General features: G+C 71.8%; 17 protein-coding genes. 4 read left to right on the forward strand and 13 right to left on the reverse strand.

Features of this window, described 5'->3' with window-relative positions:
• Nucleotide 1: 1 nt before the first annotated feature.
• Together ABD352_RS27240 and ABD352_RS27245 are read right to left on the reverse strand one after the other, a co-directional pair.
• A complete protein-coding gene (locus ABD352_RS27240; RefSeq protein ID WP_344615331.1) occupies nt 2-541 on the reverse strand; it encodes a DUF3887 domain-containing protein in 540 nt (179 codons plus the stop codon).
• Between the two features lie 215 nt (nt 542-756).
• Complete coding sequence (locus ABD352_RS27245) at nt 757-1,380, reverse strand: alcohol dehydrogenase catalytic domain-containing protein (RefSeq protein WP_344615332.1); 624 nt, start codon at nt 1,378-1,380, stop codon at nt 757-759.
• A gap of 62 nt (nt 1,381-1,442) precedes the next feature.
• Here ABD352_RS27245 and ABD352_RS27250 point away from each other — a divergent pair, with 62 nt between their 5' ends.
• Complete coding sequence (locus tag ABD352_RS27250) at nt 1,443-1,736, forward strand: winged helix-turn-helix transcriptional regulator (protein ID WP_344615333.1); 294 nt, start codon at nt 1,443-1,445, stop codon at nt 1,734-1,736.
• A gap of 59 nt (nt 1,737-1,795) precedes the next feature.
• Nucleotides 1,796-4,939 carry an NACHT domain-containing protein gene (locus tag ABD352_RS27255; RefSeq protein WP_344615334.1) on the forward strand — a complete coding sequence of 1,048 codons (3,144 nt, stop codon included), beginning with the start codon at nt 1,796-1,798 and terminating at the stop codon, nt 4,937-4,939.
• A gap of 85 nt (nt 4,940-5,024) precedes the next feature.
• Here ABD352_RS27255 and ABD352_RS27260 read toward each other — a convergent pair whose 3' ends face one another.
• The 6 genes from ABD352_RS27260 to ABD352_RS27285 are packed head-to-tail and all read right to left on the reverse strand — an operon-like array spanning nt 5,025 to nt 9,413.
• Nucleotides 5,025-5,750 (reverse strand): peptidylprolyl isomerase, encoded by a 726-nt coding sequence (locus tag ABD352_RS27260; RefSeq protein WP_425553652.1) that lies wholly within the window; start codon nt 5,748-5,750, stop codon nt 5,025-5,027.
• 60 nt (nt 5,751-5,810) lie between these two features.
• Nucleotides 5,811-6,203, reverse strand: a complete 393-nt coding sequence (locus ABD352_RS27265; protein ID WP_344615335.1) for a hypothetical protein — start codon at nt 6,201-6,203, stop codon at nt 5,811-5,813.
• On the reverse strand, nt 6,200-6,787 hold the full coding sequence (locus tag ABD352_RS27270; protein ID WP_344615336.1) for an RNA polymerase sigma factor: 588 nt from the start codon (nt 6,785-6,787) through the stop codon (nt 6,200-6,202). Before ABD352_RS27270 ends, ABD352_RS27265 begins: the two co-directional genes overlap by 4 nt.
• Nucleotides 6,788-6,842: 55 nt before the next feature.
• Nucleotides 6,843-7,343 carry a hypothetical protein gene (locus ABD352_RS27275; protein WP_344615337.1) on the reverse strand — a complete coding sequence of 167 codons (501 nt, stop codon included), beginning with the start codon at nt 7,341-7,343 and terminating at the stop codon, nt 6,843-6,845.
• 8 nt (nt 7,344-7,351) lie between these two features.
• A complete protein-coding gene (gene gap, locus ABD352_RS27280; protein ID WP_344615338.1) occupies nt 7,352-8,362 on the reverse strand; it encodes a type I glyceraldehyde-3-phosphate dehydrogenase in 1,011 nt (336 codons plus the stop codon).
• A 25-nt stretch (nt 8,363-8,387) separates the two neighbouring features.
• On the reverse strand, nt 8,388-9,413 hold the full coding sequence (locus tag ABD352_RS27285) for a GlxA family transcriptional regulator (protein ID WP_344615339.1): 1,026 nt from the start codon (nt 9,411-9,413) through the stop codon (nt 8,388-8,390).
• Nucleotides 9,414-9,632: 219 nt separating this feature from the next.
• Between ABD352_RS27285 and ABD352_RS27290 the strand changes: the two genes are divergently transcribed.
• Nucleotides 9,633-9,860, forward strand: coding sequence for a DivIVA domain-containing protein (locus tag ABD352_RS27290; RefSeq protein WP_344615340.1), 228 nt, complete (start codon nt 9,633-9,635; stop codon nt 9,858-9,860).
• Nucleotides 9,861-10,012: 152 nt separating this feature from the next.
• Here ABD352_RS27290 and ABD352_RS27295 read toward each other — a convergent pair whose 3' ends face one another.
• Nucleotides 10,013-12,775, reverse strand: a complete 2,763-nt coding sequence (locus tag ABD352_RS27295) for an ABC transporter permease (protein WP_344615341.1) — start codon at nt 12,773-12,775, stop codon at nt 10,013-10,015.
• 104 nt (nt 12,776-12,879) lie between these two features.
• On the opposite strand from ABD352_RS27295, the gene ABD352_RS27300 reads away from it, so the two are divergent.
• Nucleotides 12,880-13,044: a hypothetical protein gene (locus ABD352_RS27300; protein ID WP_344615342.1), complete on the forward strand. Its 165-nt coding sequence runs from the start codon at nt 12,880-12,882 to the stop codon at nt 13,042-13,044.
• 47 nt (nt 13,045-13,091) lie between these two features.
• On the opposite strand, the gene ABD352_RS27305 is transcribed toward ABD352_RS27300, so the two are convergent.
• The 4 genes from ABD352_RS27305 to ABD352_RS27320 form a co-directional block, all read right to left on the reverse strand.
• Nucleotides 13,092-13,508, reverse strand: a complete 417-nt coding sequence (locus tag ABD352_RS27305; RefSeq protein WP_344615343.1) for a S26 family signal peptidase — start codon at nt 13,506-13,508, stop codon at nt 13,092-13,094.
• Between the two features lie 5 nt (nt 13,509-13,513).
• Nucleotides 13,514-14,206, reverse strand: a complete 693-nt coding sequence (locus tag ABD352_RS27310) for an ABC transporter ATP-binding protein (protein ID WP_425553654.1) — start codon at nt 14,204-14,206, stop codon at nt 13,514-13,516.
• Complete coding sequence (locus ABD352_RS27315) at nt 14,203-14,955, reverse strand: AfsR/SARP family transcriptional regulator (RefSeq protein ID WP_344615344.1); 753 nt, start codon at nt 14,953-14,955, stop codon at nt 14,203-14,205. The genes ABD352_RS27310 and ABD352_RS27315 overlap by 4 nt, the downstream gene beginning before the upstream one ends.
• The coding region (locus ABD352_RS27320) for an ATP-binding cassette domain-containing protein (RefSeq protein WP_344615345.1) at nt 14,952-15,546 on the reverse strand (595 nt) is incomplete at its 5' end. The genes ABD352_RS27315 and ABD352_RS27320, both read right to left, overlap by 4 nt.

Consider the following 15,546-nt stretch of genomic DNA (forward strand, 5'->3'; position numbering starts at 1 on the left):
GTCAGCTCGCCTCCGGAGGCAGCACGAACAGGCCGGCGACCTTGCCGTCGGGGCTGAAGCTGACCCGGCCCACCTGCTCCCCCACCTCGAACCGCAGCGGTATGTCGACGACGGTGTAGTCGCCGAGCTGGTAGGACAGCGGCTCGCCCATGCGCTGCTCGTACCGCCCGTAACGGCCGGCGAGCGCGGCCCAGGTGGCGGCGACGGAGGCCGCGTCGGGCAGCGCCTCGGCGACCTTGGCATCGAAGCCGCGGCGCACCTCTTCCCAGTTGCCCTCGGCGAGGTTGACGAAGAGGGCGACCGCGGCCTCGGCCGCGCCGGGCAGCAGCATGGCGTTCATCGGGGCACCGGTGCGGGGGTCGATCGGCCGGCCGAAGCGCTGGAAGGCGGCCTGCCGCGTCGTGCCGAGCACATCGCCGATCTCCGACCAGGTGTGCCCGGCTTCGCGCGCGGCATCAACGGCGCCGCGCAGCCTGCCCTCGGCCTCACGCACGGCCTCGAGGGCTTGCCGGAGCGCCTGCAACGGCGAATTGACATCCACGTCGTCAAGCTTGTCTTTACGCCGACCGAGTGTCAAGGAGACCTTTACGACACCTCCGTTCGCGCGCTGCCGTCGCGCCGCGCTGCGGCACGTCGCTCCGCAGTACCGCCGACGGCGACCTGGCCCCGCGTGGGACTCCAGGGGTCGACCGCACACCTCACACGCCGCAGGCTCGTCGACGTTAGCCATGATCACCAACCCCTTTTCGTGCGAGGCTAGCACGAAAAGGGGCGCGCGGCGCACGGAATCATGGCTTCCCGCCGCCACGCCTGCGCCGCGGCGGCCGCCCGAAGCGGGGTTGCGAGAACGAGGAACCGTGCGGCGCTGGATCTCGCCGCTCGGATTGCGCGTGCAGACCAACCGCCAGGCGCGACCACTACCGCTCGGTGGGCACGAAACCCGAGGGATCCATCTGGCGAGGGAAAGCAGCCGGCACCGTGCCCACAAGGACGCGGCGCCAGCTGGCCTGTTGCCTCGGCCACCCCGACCGCGGTCGCGCCTTGGCCCAGCAGCGCCACAGCCATCCGATCGTCGAGCACATCGGGCAGAGGCACCGCCGACGCCGCCGGCAGGATCGCCAACTCGGCGTAGCCACCGCCGGACGTCGCGCCGACCACCTGCCTGCCGACCGTCCGGGCGTCCACCCCGGCTCCGACCGCGACCACGGTGCCCGCGACCTCGAATCCCGGCACGAACGGCAAGGGAAGATTCGGCAGTGCTGCGCGCATCAGGCCGGCCCTGATCTGGACATCAGCGAACCCGATCCCCGCGGCCGTGACCCGGACCAGCATCTCGCCGGAACCCGGTCGCGGGTCGGGCACCTCGTCGACGCGCAACACATGTTCCACCCCGCCTGTCCCAGCGGCATCATCCCGATCCGATCGGCGACAAATGGTCGGCGATGATCGTCGTCTGCCTCGAACAGGGCCCACGCCGGTTCTCCGAACTCCGCGTCCCCATCCGCAGCGCTACTCCCAAGGTCCTCACCCAGACCCTGCGCGCTCTCGAACGCGACGGCATGATCACCCGCACCGTCTACGCCGAGGTACCACCACGAGTGGAATACGAACTGACCCCACTGGGACGCACCCTGCTCGACCTCATCGCAGCCTGTCGGCGCTGGGCACAGGAGTACCTGCCCACCCTCATGGCCGCCCGCGACGCCTACGAGCACCACACGACGCAGCCTGCCTAGCCAACAACCACGACCGCCGTGCCCGGTCGTGGACGGCGCCTCAGGCTATGGTTTCCGCCATGCCATCCGCGCCGGCGTTGACGTATCGGGGTGCTCTGCGCCTGCTCGGTTCCGACGACTCCCGGGTGCTCAAGGTCCTTGATGTCACGCTCGGCGGCTTGATCCTTGCCGCGGGACCGTGGGCGTACACCGGCGCCCAGGCCGCCAGCTTCCTGTGGGGTGCGGTCGACCACAAAAACGAGGCGATCGGCATGTTTCAGAAGCTGGTCGACGCCGGTGTAGCGCGGCTATCACACACGAGCGGACGGAAGCGCTTCGAACTCTTGGAGGCGGCACACACGACGATCGTCGGGGCGGCGTTCTTCGATGCCTGGCGCGACGAGTTGCGCGACGTGTGGGACGAGCTCGACGTCAGCAAGGCGGAACAGGTTCGCTTGCTGACCGGCAACCTCGACGATGACCTTGTGCGCGTCCTGTGCACTGCCGAGATCCCGATGCCTTCGGCCGCGGGCGGCTTCTCCCGCGCGATGGAGCATCAGCTCAGGCCCTACCTGCACCACGCCGCCGAAGCCTGTCTGGCATTCTTCTCGGGCCTGGCAGCGGGTGAGGACGTGACCTCCCTGGACGAACCCGGCGTCGCGGCGTCCGTGGTGGAGAAGGCCCTTGCCAGGTACCGCGAGTACTACTTGCGGCTCGCCACCGACGTTCGCGAGTTCCTTGTCTGGGCCACGCTGGGCGGCCAGGACGCCTTGGGCGATTCGCTGGGCGAGCTTCGCGACTCGATGTACAGGCGGCTCGATCGCCAAGAGCACGCGCTGGCGGCACTGACCGCCCTGCTCGAGCTTCCCGGCCGGACGATTCCTGCGGGCGGCAAGTCCGAGCTGCTCCGCCAGGCGAATGCGGCCGTGCTGAGCAGGCCTCCGGTGCCGGACAACGTGTTGCGCTATGTGCCGGACCTACGGATGCCCTCGGTCGAGGACAGTTTCGTGACGCCGCACTACCAGGTTGTCGAGAACGGCCCGGACATCGACATCGCCGATGACGAGCAGTGGCGCAGCCGCTTGGTGCATAACGACCTCGAGACGTTCTTCGCAGCCTACTTCGGCTCGCCGATGAGCACTTCCGCGCCGCTGCTGGTCCTCGGTGATCCGGGCTCCGGGAAATCGACGTTGAGCAAGGCACTGGCCGCGCGCCTGCCCGCCGACCGCTTCCTGGTGATACGGGTTCCGCTGCGTGACGTGACGGCCGACGAGCACGTGCACACCCAGATCGAAGAGGCCCTCGACAACATCCTTCCCGGGCGCGTCCAATGGCACACCTTGGCGGACGAGAGCCGTGACATCGTCCGCGTCGTGATCTTCGATGGCCTGGACGAGTTGATCCAGAGCGTCGGCGTGGGCCGGCGGTACCTGCGTGAGATCGAAGACTTCCAGGCCAAGGAGGCGGCGGCCGGCTCGCCGGTGAGCGTGGTGGTCACGTCCCGCACGCTGGTAATGGGACGAACCTGGGTACCGAAAGGGTGCCTTGTGATCAAGCTGGCGGAGTTCACCGACGACCAGGTCCGCACCTGGCTCACCGGATGGCATGACGCGAACGCGCGAATGGCCGCCGCCGGCACCGTGCGCCTGCTGGACTTCGACGGCGCGCGCCAACTGCCGGAGCTCACCCGTCAGCCCCTGCTCCTCCTGCTCATCGCCCTGTATGTCGCCGACCCGCAGGCGCCGCCCCTCGCTGGCGCGCAGACCTCGTCGGCCGCCCTGTACCAGCGGCTGATCGAGAACTTCGTGCGCCGCGAGATCGACCAAGGACGGCAGGGCTTCGGTCCTGACGAGCTCGACGGAGAGGTTGCGCGCCGCCGATGGCAGCTCGGCCTGGCTGCCGTCGCCATGTTCAACCGGCGCCGCACGTACGTACTCGACGGTGACCTCACGGCGGACCTGGCAGCGTTCAGCGCGTTCGGTCCCACCGGCGGCGCCGACGACGTGATCGGCCAGTTCTTCTTCGTCCATGCGGCCGCGGCAACAGTTCCGGCGCGCATCGAGCGACGCAAGAGCTTTGAGTTCCTGCACAGCACGCTCGGCGAGTTTCTGCTTGCCGACACCGTGCTGGACGAGTTTCTGAGTCTGTGTGAGACCGTTCATGCTCCACGCCGGCACGGGTACGCCGGCCAGCAGCACATCGATGACGACCTGCTGTTCGCCCTGCTGGCGCATCGGGCAATTCCCGCGCAGCCCCGCAGTGTGGCCTTCCTGGTCGACCTCGTCGGGGGCCTGCCCGACGACGTGCGTGCGAAGGCGGTCTCCACCGGGATCAGGCTGCTCGAACAGGCGAAGCTACGCTCGACGGCAGGTAAGTACGCCAACTACCTGCCGCAGGACCTCGACCCGGTGCGCAACCGGGCCGCCTACACGGCGAATCTCACCCTTCTGCTGGCCTGCCTGGGCGGCGTCAAGCGCGACGACCTCGCGGCCAGCGCGGACGACGCGGTTGCCGCTTGGCAATCGATGGTGCGGCTCTGGCACGCCGGGCTCGACGACGAGTCGTGGAGTGCCGTGCTCGGCACACTGGCCTTGGACCTCCCGACCGGCCGCGTGGACGTCGATCAGACGACGCGGTGGTTTCACAATGACCTGGCGGAGCCTCGCCTATTGGGAGATGAACGCGCCGCACGTGCCATCGAGCTTGCTCTCGTGCTCGAGGCCTCCGACGACAGCGCGCACGTGGGTTCGGTGCGCCGAAGCCTGTTGTCCGTGATGACCACGCGAGCGAAGCGTAGCCGCATCACCAGCACGGTGCGGTTCGTCGCGGAACAGGTCGCCAACCACGAGACTCGCTACCCGGCTTCGCTACGGCAGCTGATGATCGATTTTCTGGCACTGGCCTCACCGTCGTGGCCGTACGAGGAAGTCCGCGAGATCACCAAGGTGGCGGCTTCCGCGGCGCTGGAGCGTGTACCGCGCGAGCCGTCGGTCAAGCTTGTCATTGATCTCACGAAAATGGACTACCGCCCCCTGGCCCTCACCGCCGCCGCCTTTCCCCAGCTCTTGACTGACATTCCGGACTTGGCCGAAATCGTCACCTGGTCAAGCTGGGGTCCGAGCCCCGTCCAGCTCACCATGGGCGAAATGGCCGCCGACCCCGCGTGGTACGAGCGCGTCCGCGCGTCCCAGCTCCCTGCCGATGATGGTCCGGAGCCCGACTGAAGGCACTGGAGACGTTCACGATCAGGGGTCTGGTCGTGGCTCATGGGATAGACCTGTCGACGGTGCCGATCGGAGCGGCCGTGCGTCAGATCGCGAGGACGATGCGGGTGCCCAGGGCCGGGGCGCCGTCGACCGGGGCCGGGTCGTCGGGCGTCGCGGCCACGCCGCCCGCGGCGATGCGATCGAGCGTATTGAGGCCGAGCGGCCGCACGCTACCGAAGATCGTGTAGTTGGGCCGCAGCGCAGAGTCGGCGAACACCAGGAAGAACTGGCTGCCGTTCGTGTCGGGGCCGGCGTTGGCCATCGCCAGCACGCCCCGCGCGTACACCTTGCGCACGCCGGTCGGGTCGGTCGGCGCCGGCGGCAGGCTGGTCGGCAGCTCGTCCTTGTAGCGGTACCCCGGACCGCCCTCACCGGTGCCGCTCGGGTCGCCGCACTGCAGGACCTTCAGCGTCGGATAGGTGGTCAGCCGGTGGCAGATCGTCCAGTTGTAGAACCCGTGGCGGGTCAGGTGCAGGAAGCTCTGCACCGTGCAGGGCGCCAGCGACCGGTCGAGCGTCAGCGGGATCAGGCCCAGGTTGGTGATCAGAGTGACCGCCACCGTGCCGCGATCGGGGGTGCGCCGCGGGTCGGGCGGCAGCGGCACCGGGCGCACCGCCGGGTCATCGGGCGTCGGCGTGTACTGGCACGGGCCGTTCGTCGGCGCGGTTGGATCGTCAGCGGCCCGCGCCGGGTTGGCCGAGACGGCGAGCGCGGTGACGACGGCAACGAGCACGGCAGCGACACGCAATCGGACCACGATGTCCTCCATTGACGAGTGACCATGTCTTAGCCGGGTTTAACGAACTTCGATGGCCTAGTCAAGAGTTCCTTACGACGGCTGCGGCGCCGGCGAGCCGATGTCCGGGGACGCGACCGAGTGACCCGGGGACGGTATGACGCCATCCTGTGAGCGCGCGGCGGGACTCGGTGAGGCCGGCGGCAGCGACGACGGTGACGGCGGGTCGTACGAGCCGGACGGCGATGGCGTCACTACGGTCGGCGGCTGCTGCGGTTCCGAGCCGGTTGGACGCAGCGTGACGATCGCGACGGTCACGAGCAGCAGCATCGCGGCGACCCAGCCGGCACGTCGCACGAACATGGACGCTGGACGGCGCACGGTCAGCGCGGTCGGGGGGACCGCCGGCCGCAGCCGCTCCGGGGTGACGCGGGCCGCCTGTGCGGCGAGCGCCGAGCGCAGGCGCCCCTCAATGTCGACGTTCATCGTCGCGACTCCGACAACGCGTCACGCAGGATTGTCAGAGCCCGGTTGGCCGTGGACTTCACGGTACCGCGCGACACGTGCAGCACCTCAGCGATCTCCCTCTCGGACAGTTCCGACCAGTACCGCAGCACCACCACCTGGCGCTGCCGGACGGTCAGCCGTCCCAGCGCCGCGAGTACCTCGTGGTCTTCCTCCGGCAGCAGGGCCTCTTCCTCGGCGGCCGGCACGGTTGGCGGTGGCGGCGGCACGTAGGCGCGGGCAGTGCGGCGCCGGCGCAGCACCGACCGCGCCGCGTTCATCACGCCCGCCGTGAGGTACGCGTGCGGATCGGCGATCGTGTGCAGGTCCGCCCCGTGCCGCTGGTACAGCGCGGCGAACACGTCCTGCACGACATCCTCGGCGGTGGGCAGGTCGTCGACCATGAGGACGGCCAGCCGCACCAGGCTGAGCCGCCGCGCGTGGTACAGCTCGTTGATCGCCGGCGGACCGTCCCGCTGCGGGGTGCCTCGGGAAGCGGACGTGCCGGACACCACCGAGCGCAGCACGCGCAGCAGCGGCCAGGGCAGGCGGAGCGAAAGCGTCATGGTTCTCGCAGGTCAGGGGACAGACACGCGACGGTACCGCGGCGCCGAGCCGGGGTCACCGCCGCGGCACCGGCGACGGCACGACCGACGCCGACACCGGCGACGGGCCAGCCGACCCCGGCGACGGCACCGGCGACGGGCCAGCCGACCCCGGCGACGGCACCGGCGACAGGTCAGCCGACCCCGGCGACGGCACCGGCGACGGGCCAGCCGACCCCGGCGACGGCACCGGCGACAGGTCAGCCGACCCCGGCGAGGGCACCGGCGACGGATCCGCCGACGACGACACCGGCGACGGCACGACCGACGCCGACACCGGTGACGGCACGACCGACGCCGACACCGGTGACGGCACCGGCGACGGCGGTGGAGCGTCGCCGGCGAACGCGACGGCGGACACGGTGCCGATCGCGGCGACGGCAGCCCCACACACGACGTAAGCAACGGAACGGACCTTCAGGCGCATCACGGCACTCCAATGGACGAGGTACGGCTCTCGCAGCGATAGACGCACGACGCCACGTAAGGTTGGCTCCGCGATGGTGACCTGGATCACGGCCCGCGCTAGGCGATCCTCTTGGCACTCATCAGCGTCAGGGTGTCCACGACCCGGTTGGCGAAGCCCCACTCGTTGTCGTACCAGCCGACGACCTTCACGTGCCGCCCGTCGACCCTGGTCAGCGCCGAGTCGAAGATGCACGACGCCGGATCGCCGACGATGTCGGCGCTGACGATGGGGTCGGAGCAGTACGACAGGATGCCCTTGAGGGAACCCTCGGCCGCCTCCCGGTAGGCGTCCAGCACGGCGTCGCGCGTGACCTCGGTCTCGACGGTCGCGTTGAGCTCGACCAGCGAGCCGACCGGGACCGGCACCCGGATCGAGTCGCCGGACAGCCGTCCGGCCAGGCCCGGCAGGACGAGCCCGATCGCCTTGGCGGCGCCGGTGGTGGTCGGCACGATGTTCACCCCGGCGGCCCGGGCGCGGCGCGGGTCCCGGTGCGGGCCGTCCTGGAGGTTCTGCTCCTGGGTGTACGCGTGCACGGTGGTCATGAACCCGTGCTCGATCCCGGCCAGCCCGTCGAGCACGGCGGCGAGCGGCGCGAGCGCGTTGGTGGTGCAGGAGGCGTTCGACACGATCGTGTGGTGGTACGGGTCGTACGCCTCGGTGTTCACGCCGTACGCGAGCGTCACGTCGGCCCCGGCCGAGGGGGCGCCGACGAGCACCCGCTCGGCTCCGGCTTCGAGGTGTGCGCGGGCGGCGTCGGCGGCGGTGAACCGGCCGGTGGTCTCGAGCACGATGTCGACGCCGAGCTCGGCCCAGGGCAGCTTGAGCGGCTCGCGCTCGGCGAGCGCCCGGATGCGCCGCCCGTCGACGAGCAGGTCGTCTCCTTCGACCGCGACGGGGCGCCCGATCCGCCCGAGCGTGGTGTCGTACTTCAACAGCTGCGCCAACGCCGCCGGCGCCGCGAGATCGTTGACGGCGACGACTTCGAGGTCGCTGTTGCGCTCGACGATCGCGCGCAGCACGCCGCGCCCGATGCGCCCGAACCCGTTGATAGCAATTCGTCCAGACATGCGGCAATCGTGCCGGTCTGCCCGATCAGACGACAGCGGAAGGTTCGCCAGTCTCCGCAAGCATCGCGCCACCCGACCGCGTCTCTGCCGACATCGCGCCGCCGGGGCGTGCGAAGGTCTTGCGGTACTCGCTCGGCGACGTGCCCAGAATCCGCTGGAAGTGCAGCCGCAGGTTCGACCCGGTCCCGAGCCCGACCCGCGCCGCGATCTGCTCCACCCCGAGCCCGCTGCGCTCGAGCAACTCCCGCGCCCGGTCCACCCGCGCCCGCAGAATCCACTGCGTCGGCGTGTACCCGGTCTCCTCCACGAACCGCCGCGACAACGTCCGCGCCGACACGTTGGCGTTGCGGGCCAGATCCTCGAGGGCGAGCGGCTCGTCGAGCCGCTCCAGCGCCCACTGCCGGGTCGCCGCGAAGTGCTCGCCGACCGCCTCGGGCACGCTGCGCGGAATGTACTGCACCTGTCCCCCGCTGCGGTACGGCGCCGCCACGAGGCGCCGGGCCACATGGTTGGCGAGCGCGACCCCGTGATCGCGGCGCACGAGATGCAGGCAGAGGTCGATCCCGCTGGCCGCCCCGGCCGAGGTGAGCACCTCCCCCTCGTCCACGAACAGCACGTCCTCGTCGACGAGGATCGCGGGATGGCGCCGGGCCAGTTCACGCGTGTAATGCCAGTGCGTGGTGGCCCGCTTGCCGTCGAGCAGCCCGGTCGCGGCGAGCGCGAACGCCCCGGTCGAGATCGCGGCGAGCCGCACCCCGCGCGCGTGGGCAGCGCGCAGGGCGGCCACGACCTCGGCCGGCGGCTCCTCACGATCCGGATTCCGGTACCCGGGTATGAACACGGTGTCGGCCGCATCGAACGCGTCGAGCCCCTCGGCCACGTGATACGCGAGCCCGTCCCCACCGGCCACGAGCCCGGGCGCGGCCCCGCACACGTGCACCGCGTACGGCATGCTCGGCCGGTTGGTGAACACCTGCGCCGGAATCCCTACGTCGAGCGGCTTGGCCCCATCGAGCACGAGCACCACGACTCGATGAACCCCGTCAGCCACAGCCGCCCCTCCTCACCCGTGCAGCCTCACACCGATGCGGGCCGGCACGACAGTGGCGTGAAAGCCACGTACCGCAAGTTTCCCGCCACAACCCCACGCCGCCACGCTGCGACTCCAGCCGTGTCCTCACCCGACCGCGGTGCCGTCGAGGCGCCGGCAATCGGATTGTTCGACACGCGTAAGTTCGACTGCGCTCCGGGGAGGCGCACAATCGCAGGTATGACGCAGTTCACGACCGAGTTCCATGGCTACGATCGGGCCGCGGTCGACAAGTTCGTCCAGACGGCCAATGACGACATCGCGTCCGACGACCCGACCCGACGGGCCAGGGCTCAAGCCGACGCCCAGGCGGTCAGCTTCCGGGTGACCCTCCGCGGGTACAACCGCCGGGAGGTCGACCACTACCTGCGCCGGATCGCCAAGGGTCGCCCCGACGACCGGACCTGACGTCCTTCCCCACGCTCGGGTCGATCCACTGCCGCACCGAGTCGGTGCCGATGAACGCGCCGGGGACGAGCAGCAGTGGTGTCGCCGTGACCCTCGGAGTACAGGCGGAGCCTGTCGGCCGGGAGGTGTCCGCTGCGCGAAGCCGTCACGCGCTACTCCTCAGCCAGTAGCCGGGCGGTCGGCAATCGGCGCAGCGTTCGTACCGGCAGGATCGCCGCCGCCACCGCCAGCAACGCGCCAGCGAGCGCGGCGGCGGCGGCGACCGCGTACGAGACGGCGGTCAGCTCGGAGCTCAGCAGGGCGGCGGTCCCGAGCGCGACGCCCACCCCGGTCGTCGCGCCGAGGACGCCGATGGCGAGCGCCTCATAGGCGGCCAGCCGGGCCAGCGGGGCATCCGCCCAGCCGACGGCGCCGAGCAGCGCGAACTCGGCGGCCCGCTCGCGGATGTTGACGTAGAGCACGTCGGCGACCGTGGCCGCGCCGAGCAGGGTGGTGAGGACCGCCGCGATGTAGTCCGTGCTCTGGACCTGCACGGTGATCGCGTCGCCGAGGACGGTGCCGGAGACGCTGCCCTGGAAGGTCAGGTTGATGATCACCAGGAGGGTCAGCGCGGCGATGCCGAGGGCGAGGCTCACCGCGCCGAGGACGGTCCGCCCGGGCGAGCGCAGCACGTTGCCCATCGCCAGGCCCGAGACGCGGCGGGGTACTCGGCGGCGGCGGACCAGTACGACCGCCGGGCGAACCGCCGCTCCCGGGTCGGCCCGCGTCGCCCGCCAGGCCGGTGGCAGCGCCGCCAGGCCGCTCAGCAGCAGCGCGGCCGGGATCGCGAGCAGGGCGTAGTCGGCGCCGAGGGACACGCCGAGCAGTCGGGACAGGGCCAGCGCCAGGATGGTGCCGAGCAGGCCGGCGACCGCACCGACGGTCACCGACTCGCCGGTGACGAGCGCGAACAGCCGCCAGCGGGCCCAGCCGAGGCAGGCCAGCACGCCGAGCTCGGTGGCCCGCGTCCGCACCGCCGCGCTGGCCGCGTTGCCGACCGCGAGCGCGCACGCGATGAGCACCAGGATCGCCAGCACCAGCGACTTGCGGTCCACCGCCGCCACGATCGTCGTGGCGACCCCCAGCCGCAGCCAGTTCTCCCGGACCGCCAGCGCGGGGCGGCCGAACTGGCCGGCCGGCAGCTGCTCGGCCACGCCGGCCGCCGACGAGCCGCCGACGAGGTCGACCCGCAGGCCGGTGGCCAGGTGGATCTGGTCGGCGATGGCCCGCACCCGCTCCTGGGAAAAGGCGTCGATGCCCACGTCGCCGGCGACCCGGACCCGCACCATCGAGATCGGCGCGTCCTTGTTCACCCCGTGCGCGGCGTCGAGGCTCTCGTACGGGGCGCTCTGGAGCTTGGCCAGGGCTGAAAGCGTGGTGAGCAGGTGCGGGCGCTGCCCGAGCGGCCCCGCGAAATCGGTCGTCGGCTGCAGCGCCCGGTCGCCCAGGGCCTTGCGCGCCGCCGGGTCGGCCCCGGTCGCCTCGGCGCCCGCGTAGAGGTCGAAGGGCGGCCGCGACAGCTCCGGCCCGAGCTGGACCTTGGCCGGGTCGTAGACGCCGACACCGCGCAGGAAGGTCCGCTGCTGCTTCGGCTGGTCGGTGCCGTGCCGGACGATGGCCCGCACCGGGTCGTCGGCGAGGCCCATCGGCAGCGGCTTGCCCGCCGGTATGTCGTGCCAGACCTTGCCCCACTCGCCGCCGCTGTAGGGCACCACGTCGGCGGTGCGGCCGGGGCCCGACAGCGTCATCGGGCTGGTCGTCCACCACTCGCCGACGACGGAGGTGCCCTCCTGCGTCGGCCACCGGTCGAGGTCGGCGACCGGGTGCGCGATCGCGTCGAGGAGGGCTGGGTACACGTCCTGGGCCGTGTAGGAGCGCGAGGCCAGCGGGGTGGCGGGCATGGTGTCGTAGTAGGGAGCGGCGTTGTCGAGCCGCATCCCGGCGGCGGTCCGCTCGGCCGCGTCGCCGCCGAGGCGCTCGATCTCGATGCGCACCTGCTGGTCGAGGTCGAGACGGCCGGAGGCGAGGACCGGGATGCCGGCGGACTGGTCGGACTCGGGGAGGTACGCCCCGGAGGTCACCGCCCCGTCGAGCCGGTCGAGCTTCGCCTCCTGCGCGGGGTCGACGGCGGCCAGCAGCAGCGGGATCGGGAAGAGCACCTGGACCTGGGCCCGCTTGGCCGTGTTGGCACTCGACGCCGGGTCGCTCGACCAGCAGTTCGCCTCCGTGCGGTCCTCCGGCGCGAGGGGCTTGACGTTCTCCTCGTAGCCGGTCTGGTGCTCGCACACGGCGGTGACGCCGTTCGGGCCGTGCTCGTGGATCTCGGGCGCCTTCGGTATGTCGGCGTTCGTGTACATCTTGCCCTCGACCCATGGTTCGCCGGGCACGTACTCCAGGTTGTTCGGGGTGACGTAGAGGTACTTCGACCCGTCGGGGATGCTGCTCAGCCCGCGGTCGCCGGCGTAGGTCGGCCGGAGCTTCAGCACCTGGCGCCCGCCCTGGGCCGCGTACTCGGTGAGGTCGACCGTGATCACCGCGGTCTGCATGACGTAGCCCGCCATCGCGACCGGCGCCGCCACCGACACGCCCTGGATGTCGAGGATCCGCCGCCACTGTGCCTCGCTGATCCCGCCGTAGGTCGAGCTGACCCGGTCGGTGCTGATCAGCCCGTTCTCGGTGGTGGCGGCCGGCGGGCGGACCAGGATGTCGTACATCGGCCGGAAGTTCTCCTTGACCGTGCCGGTGACCCGCACCTGCGAGCCGCGCGAGGCCGACGCCAGCAGCGCGAAGCTCGCGACGGCGACGGCGACGGCGACGATCGTGGCGACCAGCCGGCCGCGCCGGAAGCGCAGCTGCGCGCGGATGAGCGAGATCAACTGACCCTCCTGAGGGGAGCGAAACGGTAACGAATCGTTAGCCCGGTTCCGCAGACTCCGACCAACCACCGACACCGGGCCGGTGGACAGCGGAGGGAACCTTCATGGTCAACAAGCTCAGGGCGGCCGGCGACCGGATGCTCGGCGCGCTGGTGCCGACGAGGACGGCGCAGGCGAAGACCTGCTGGAAGAACTACCACCCCGGGTGGGTCGAGCAGTGCTGCAACTACGAAGAGAACAACAACGTCACCTACTGCTGGCCCATCTGACCGCGTAGCGGACGCGCCCCGGGCCGGTCTCCGGTTCCGGGGCGCGTTCATGCCAGCCGCCCGGCCATCACGCCGACCACGTCGGTGACCAGGGCGAAGCCCCAGTGCCGCGAGTCCGCGCTGGCCCACGGATGGTCGCCGAGCACGACGACCCGGCCCGCCGGCACCCGGTCGCCCGCCCGCCCGCCGACCGCGGCCAGCACCGAGTCCGGCACCGGATCCCCGGCGAGGGCCGCGACCCGCTTGACGATCAGCTCGCTGCCGAGGTCGGACTGGCCGGCGACAGGGTGCAGCACCACGACCCGCCCGATGCGCAGCCGCCGGACCCGCAGGACCAGCAGGCGGCTGCCGGGCGGCAGCGCCGGCTTCATGCTCGGGCCGGCGACGGTGACGACGAGCAGCAGCCGCCGTACCGCCAGCAGCGCCCCGACCACGACAGCGGCCGCCGCGATCCCCCACGCCATCGCCGTCACCGGACCGCCGGCCGGCCGTCGAGCAGGTCGACCACCCGCTCGCATTCGGCCGCGATGGAGGCGTCGTGCGTGCTCAGCACGATCGTGACGTGATGCCGCTCGCGCAGGCCGAGCAGCAGGTCGAGGATCGCGCGGCCGGTGTGCGAGTCGAGGTTGCCGGTCGGCTCGTCGGCCAGCAGCAGGCGCGGGCGGGTGATGAGCGCGCGGGCGATGGCCACCCGCTGCTGCTGCCCGCCCGACAGCCGTGACGGCAGCGCGCTCTCCCGGCCGGCCAGCCCGACCGCGTCGAGCAGCTCGCGGGCCCGTTCGGCGCGGTCGAAGCCCAGGTTGCGGTAGGGCAGCACCGGCACGAGCACGTTGTCCAGCGCGGTCAGGGCCGGCAGCAGGTGGAAGCGCTGGAAGACGAAGCCGACCCCGCGCCGGTAGGCGGCCAGCTGGGCGCGGCTCGCGGCGGTCAGCTCGCGGCCGTCCACCGCGATCGAGCCCGAGTCGGCCCGCTCGATCGCCCCGATCAGGTGCAGCAGCGTCGACTTGCCGGAGCCCGACGGCCCGGTGAGCGCCGTCAGGCTGCCCGGCTCCAGCGTGAGGCTCACCCCGTCGACGGCGGCCAGGCGCTCCCCGTCGCCGAGGGGGAAGGTCTTCACCACGTCGCGCAGGACGACGCCCGCCCCGTCCGCGGCCGGCGTCACGACGGGTACCCGATCGAGGCGGCCAGGCGGCGCAGGCGGCCGCAGGGCTCGACGCCGAGCTCGCGGCTGAGGATCGTTCGACAGCGCTCGTACGAGACGATTGCCTCCATCGGCCGCTCCATTCGGATGAGTGCCAGCATGTGCAGTTCCCGCAGACGGTCGCGGAAGGGGTGTTCGTCCAGCAGCGAGCCGAGCTGGTCCAGCGCCTCCCGGTGCCGGCCCAGCCCGAGCTCGATCTCGGCCCGGTCCTCGGCCGCGGCGAGCCGGCGGTCGGCAAGACGGGCCGCCGCGGCCTGGATCGCCGGCGCGGCGACGTCGGCGAAGGCAGGCCCGCGCCACAGCGCCAGCGCGGCGGTGAGCAGCCGCAGCGCCCCCGCCGGGTCCCGGGGCGTCCGGGCGGCGGCGTCGGACACCAGCCGGTCGAAGGCGTCGAGGTCGGTCCGCAGCGCCGGCCCGCGCAGCAGGTAGCCCGGGGCCCGGGTGACCAGGACGTCGGCCGGGGTCGCGCAGCCGGCCTCGGCGAGGGCCTTGCGCAGGGCCGAGACGTGCCCCTGGACCTTGGTGATCGCGGTCGTCGGCGGGTCCTCGGGCCAGAGCACGTCGACGAGATGCTCGACGGTGAGCAGGCGGCCCTCGGCGAGCAGGAGGGCGGCGAGTACCGCGCGCTGCTTCGGGCCGCCCAGCGCGACCGGGCGGCCGCCGACGGCGGCCTCCAGCGGGCCGAGCACCTCGATCCGGATGTCGTTCATGCCTCTCCCCGTTGCGTCGTGGCGGCGTCCGCGAAGCCCTCGGCCTGCAGCCGGAACAGCTCCGCGTAGATGCCGTCGGCGCCCATGAGCGCGTGGTGGTCGCCCTGCTCGGCCACCCGGCCGCCGTCGAGGACCACGATGTGGTCGGCCCGGCGCAGCGTGTTGAGCCGGTGCGAGATGAGCAGGCTGGTCCGCCCGGCCCGCAGCTCCTGCAGAGTCCGGTGCACCTCCGCCTCGGCCCGTGCGTCCAGGCCCGACGATGGCTCGTCGAGGATGAGCAGGTCGGCATCGGTGCGGATGAGCGCGCGGGCGATCGCGACCCGCTGCCACTGCCCGCCGGAGAGCAGGACGCCGGCCGCGTCGGGCTGCCCGGGCCGCTCCAGGAAGGTGCGGCTGAGCATCGTGCGGTAGCCGTCGGGCAGCGCGGCCAGCGTCTCGTGCACGCCCGCCCGGCCGGCCGCGACGGGCACGGCGGTCGGGTCGGCGGCCGCGCGGCTCAGCGCGCCGAGGGCGATGTTGTCGCCGGCGGACAGGTCGTAGGAGACGAAGTCCTGGAAGACGGTGGCGATCCGGGCCCGCAGCTCGGCGACG

Source organism: Dactylosporangium salmoneum, assembly GCF_039532525.1.
Taxonomy (GTDB): domain Bacteria; phylum Actinomycetota; class Actinomycetes; order Mycobacteriales; family Micromonosporaceae; genus Dactylosporangium; species Dactylosporangium salmoneum.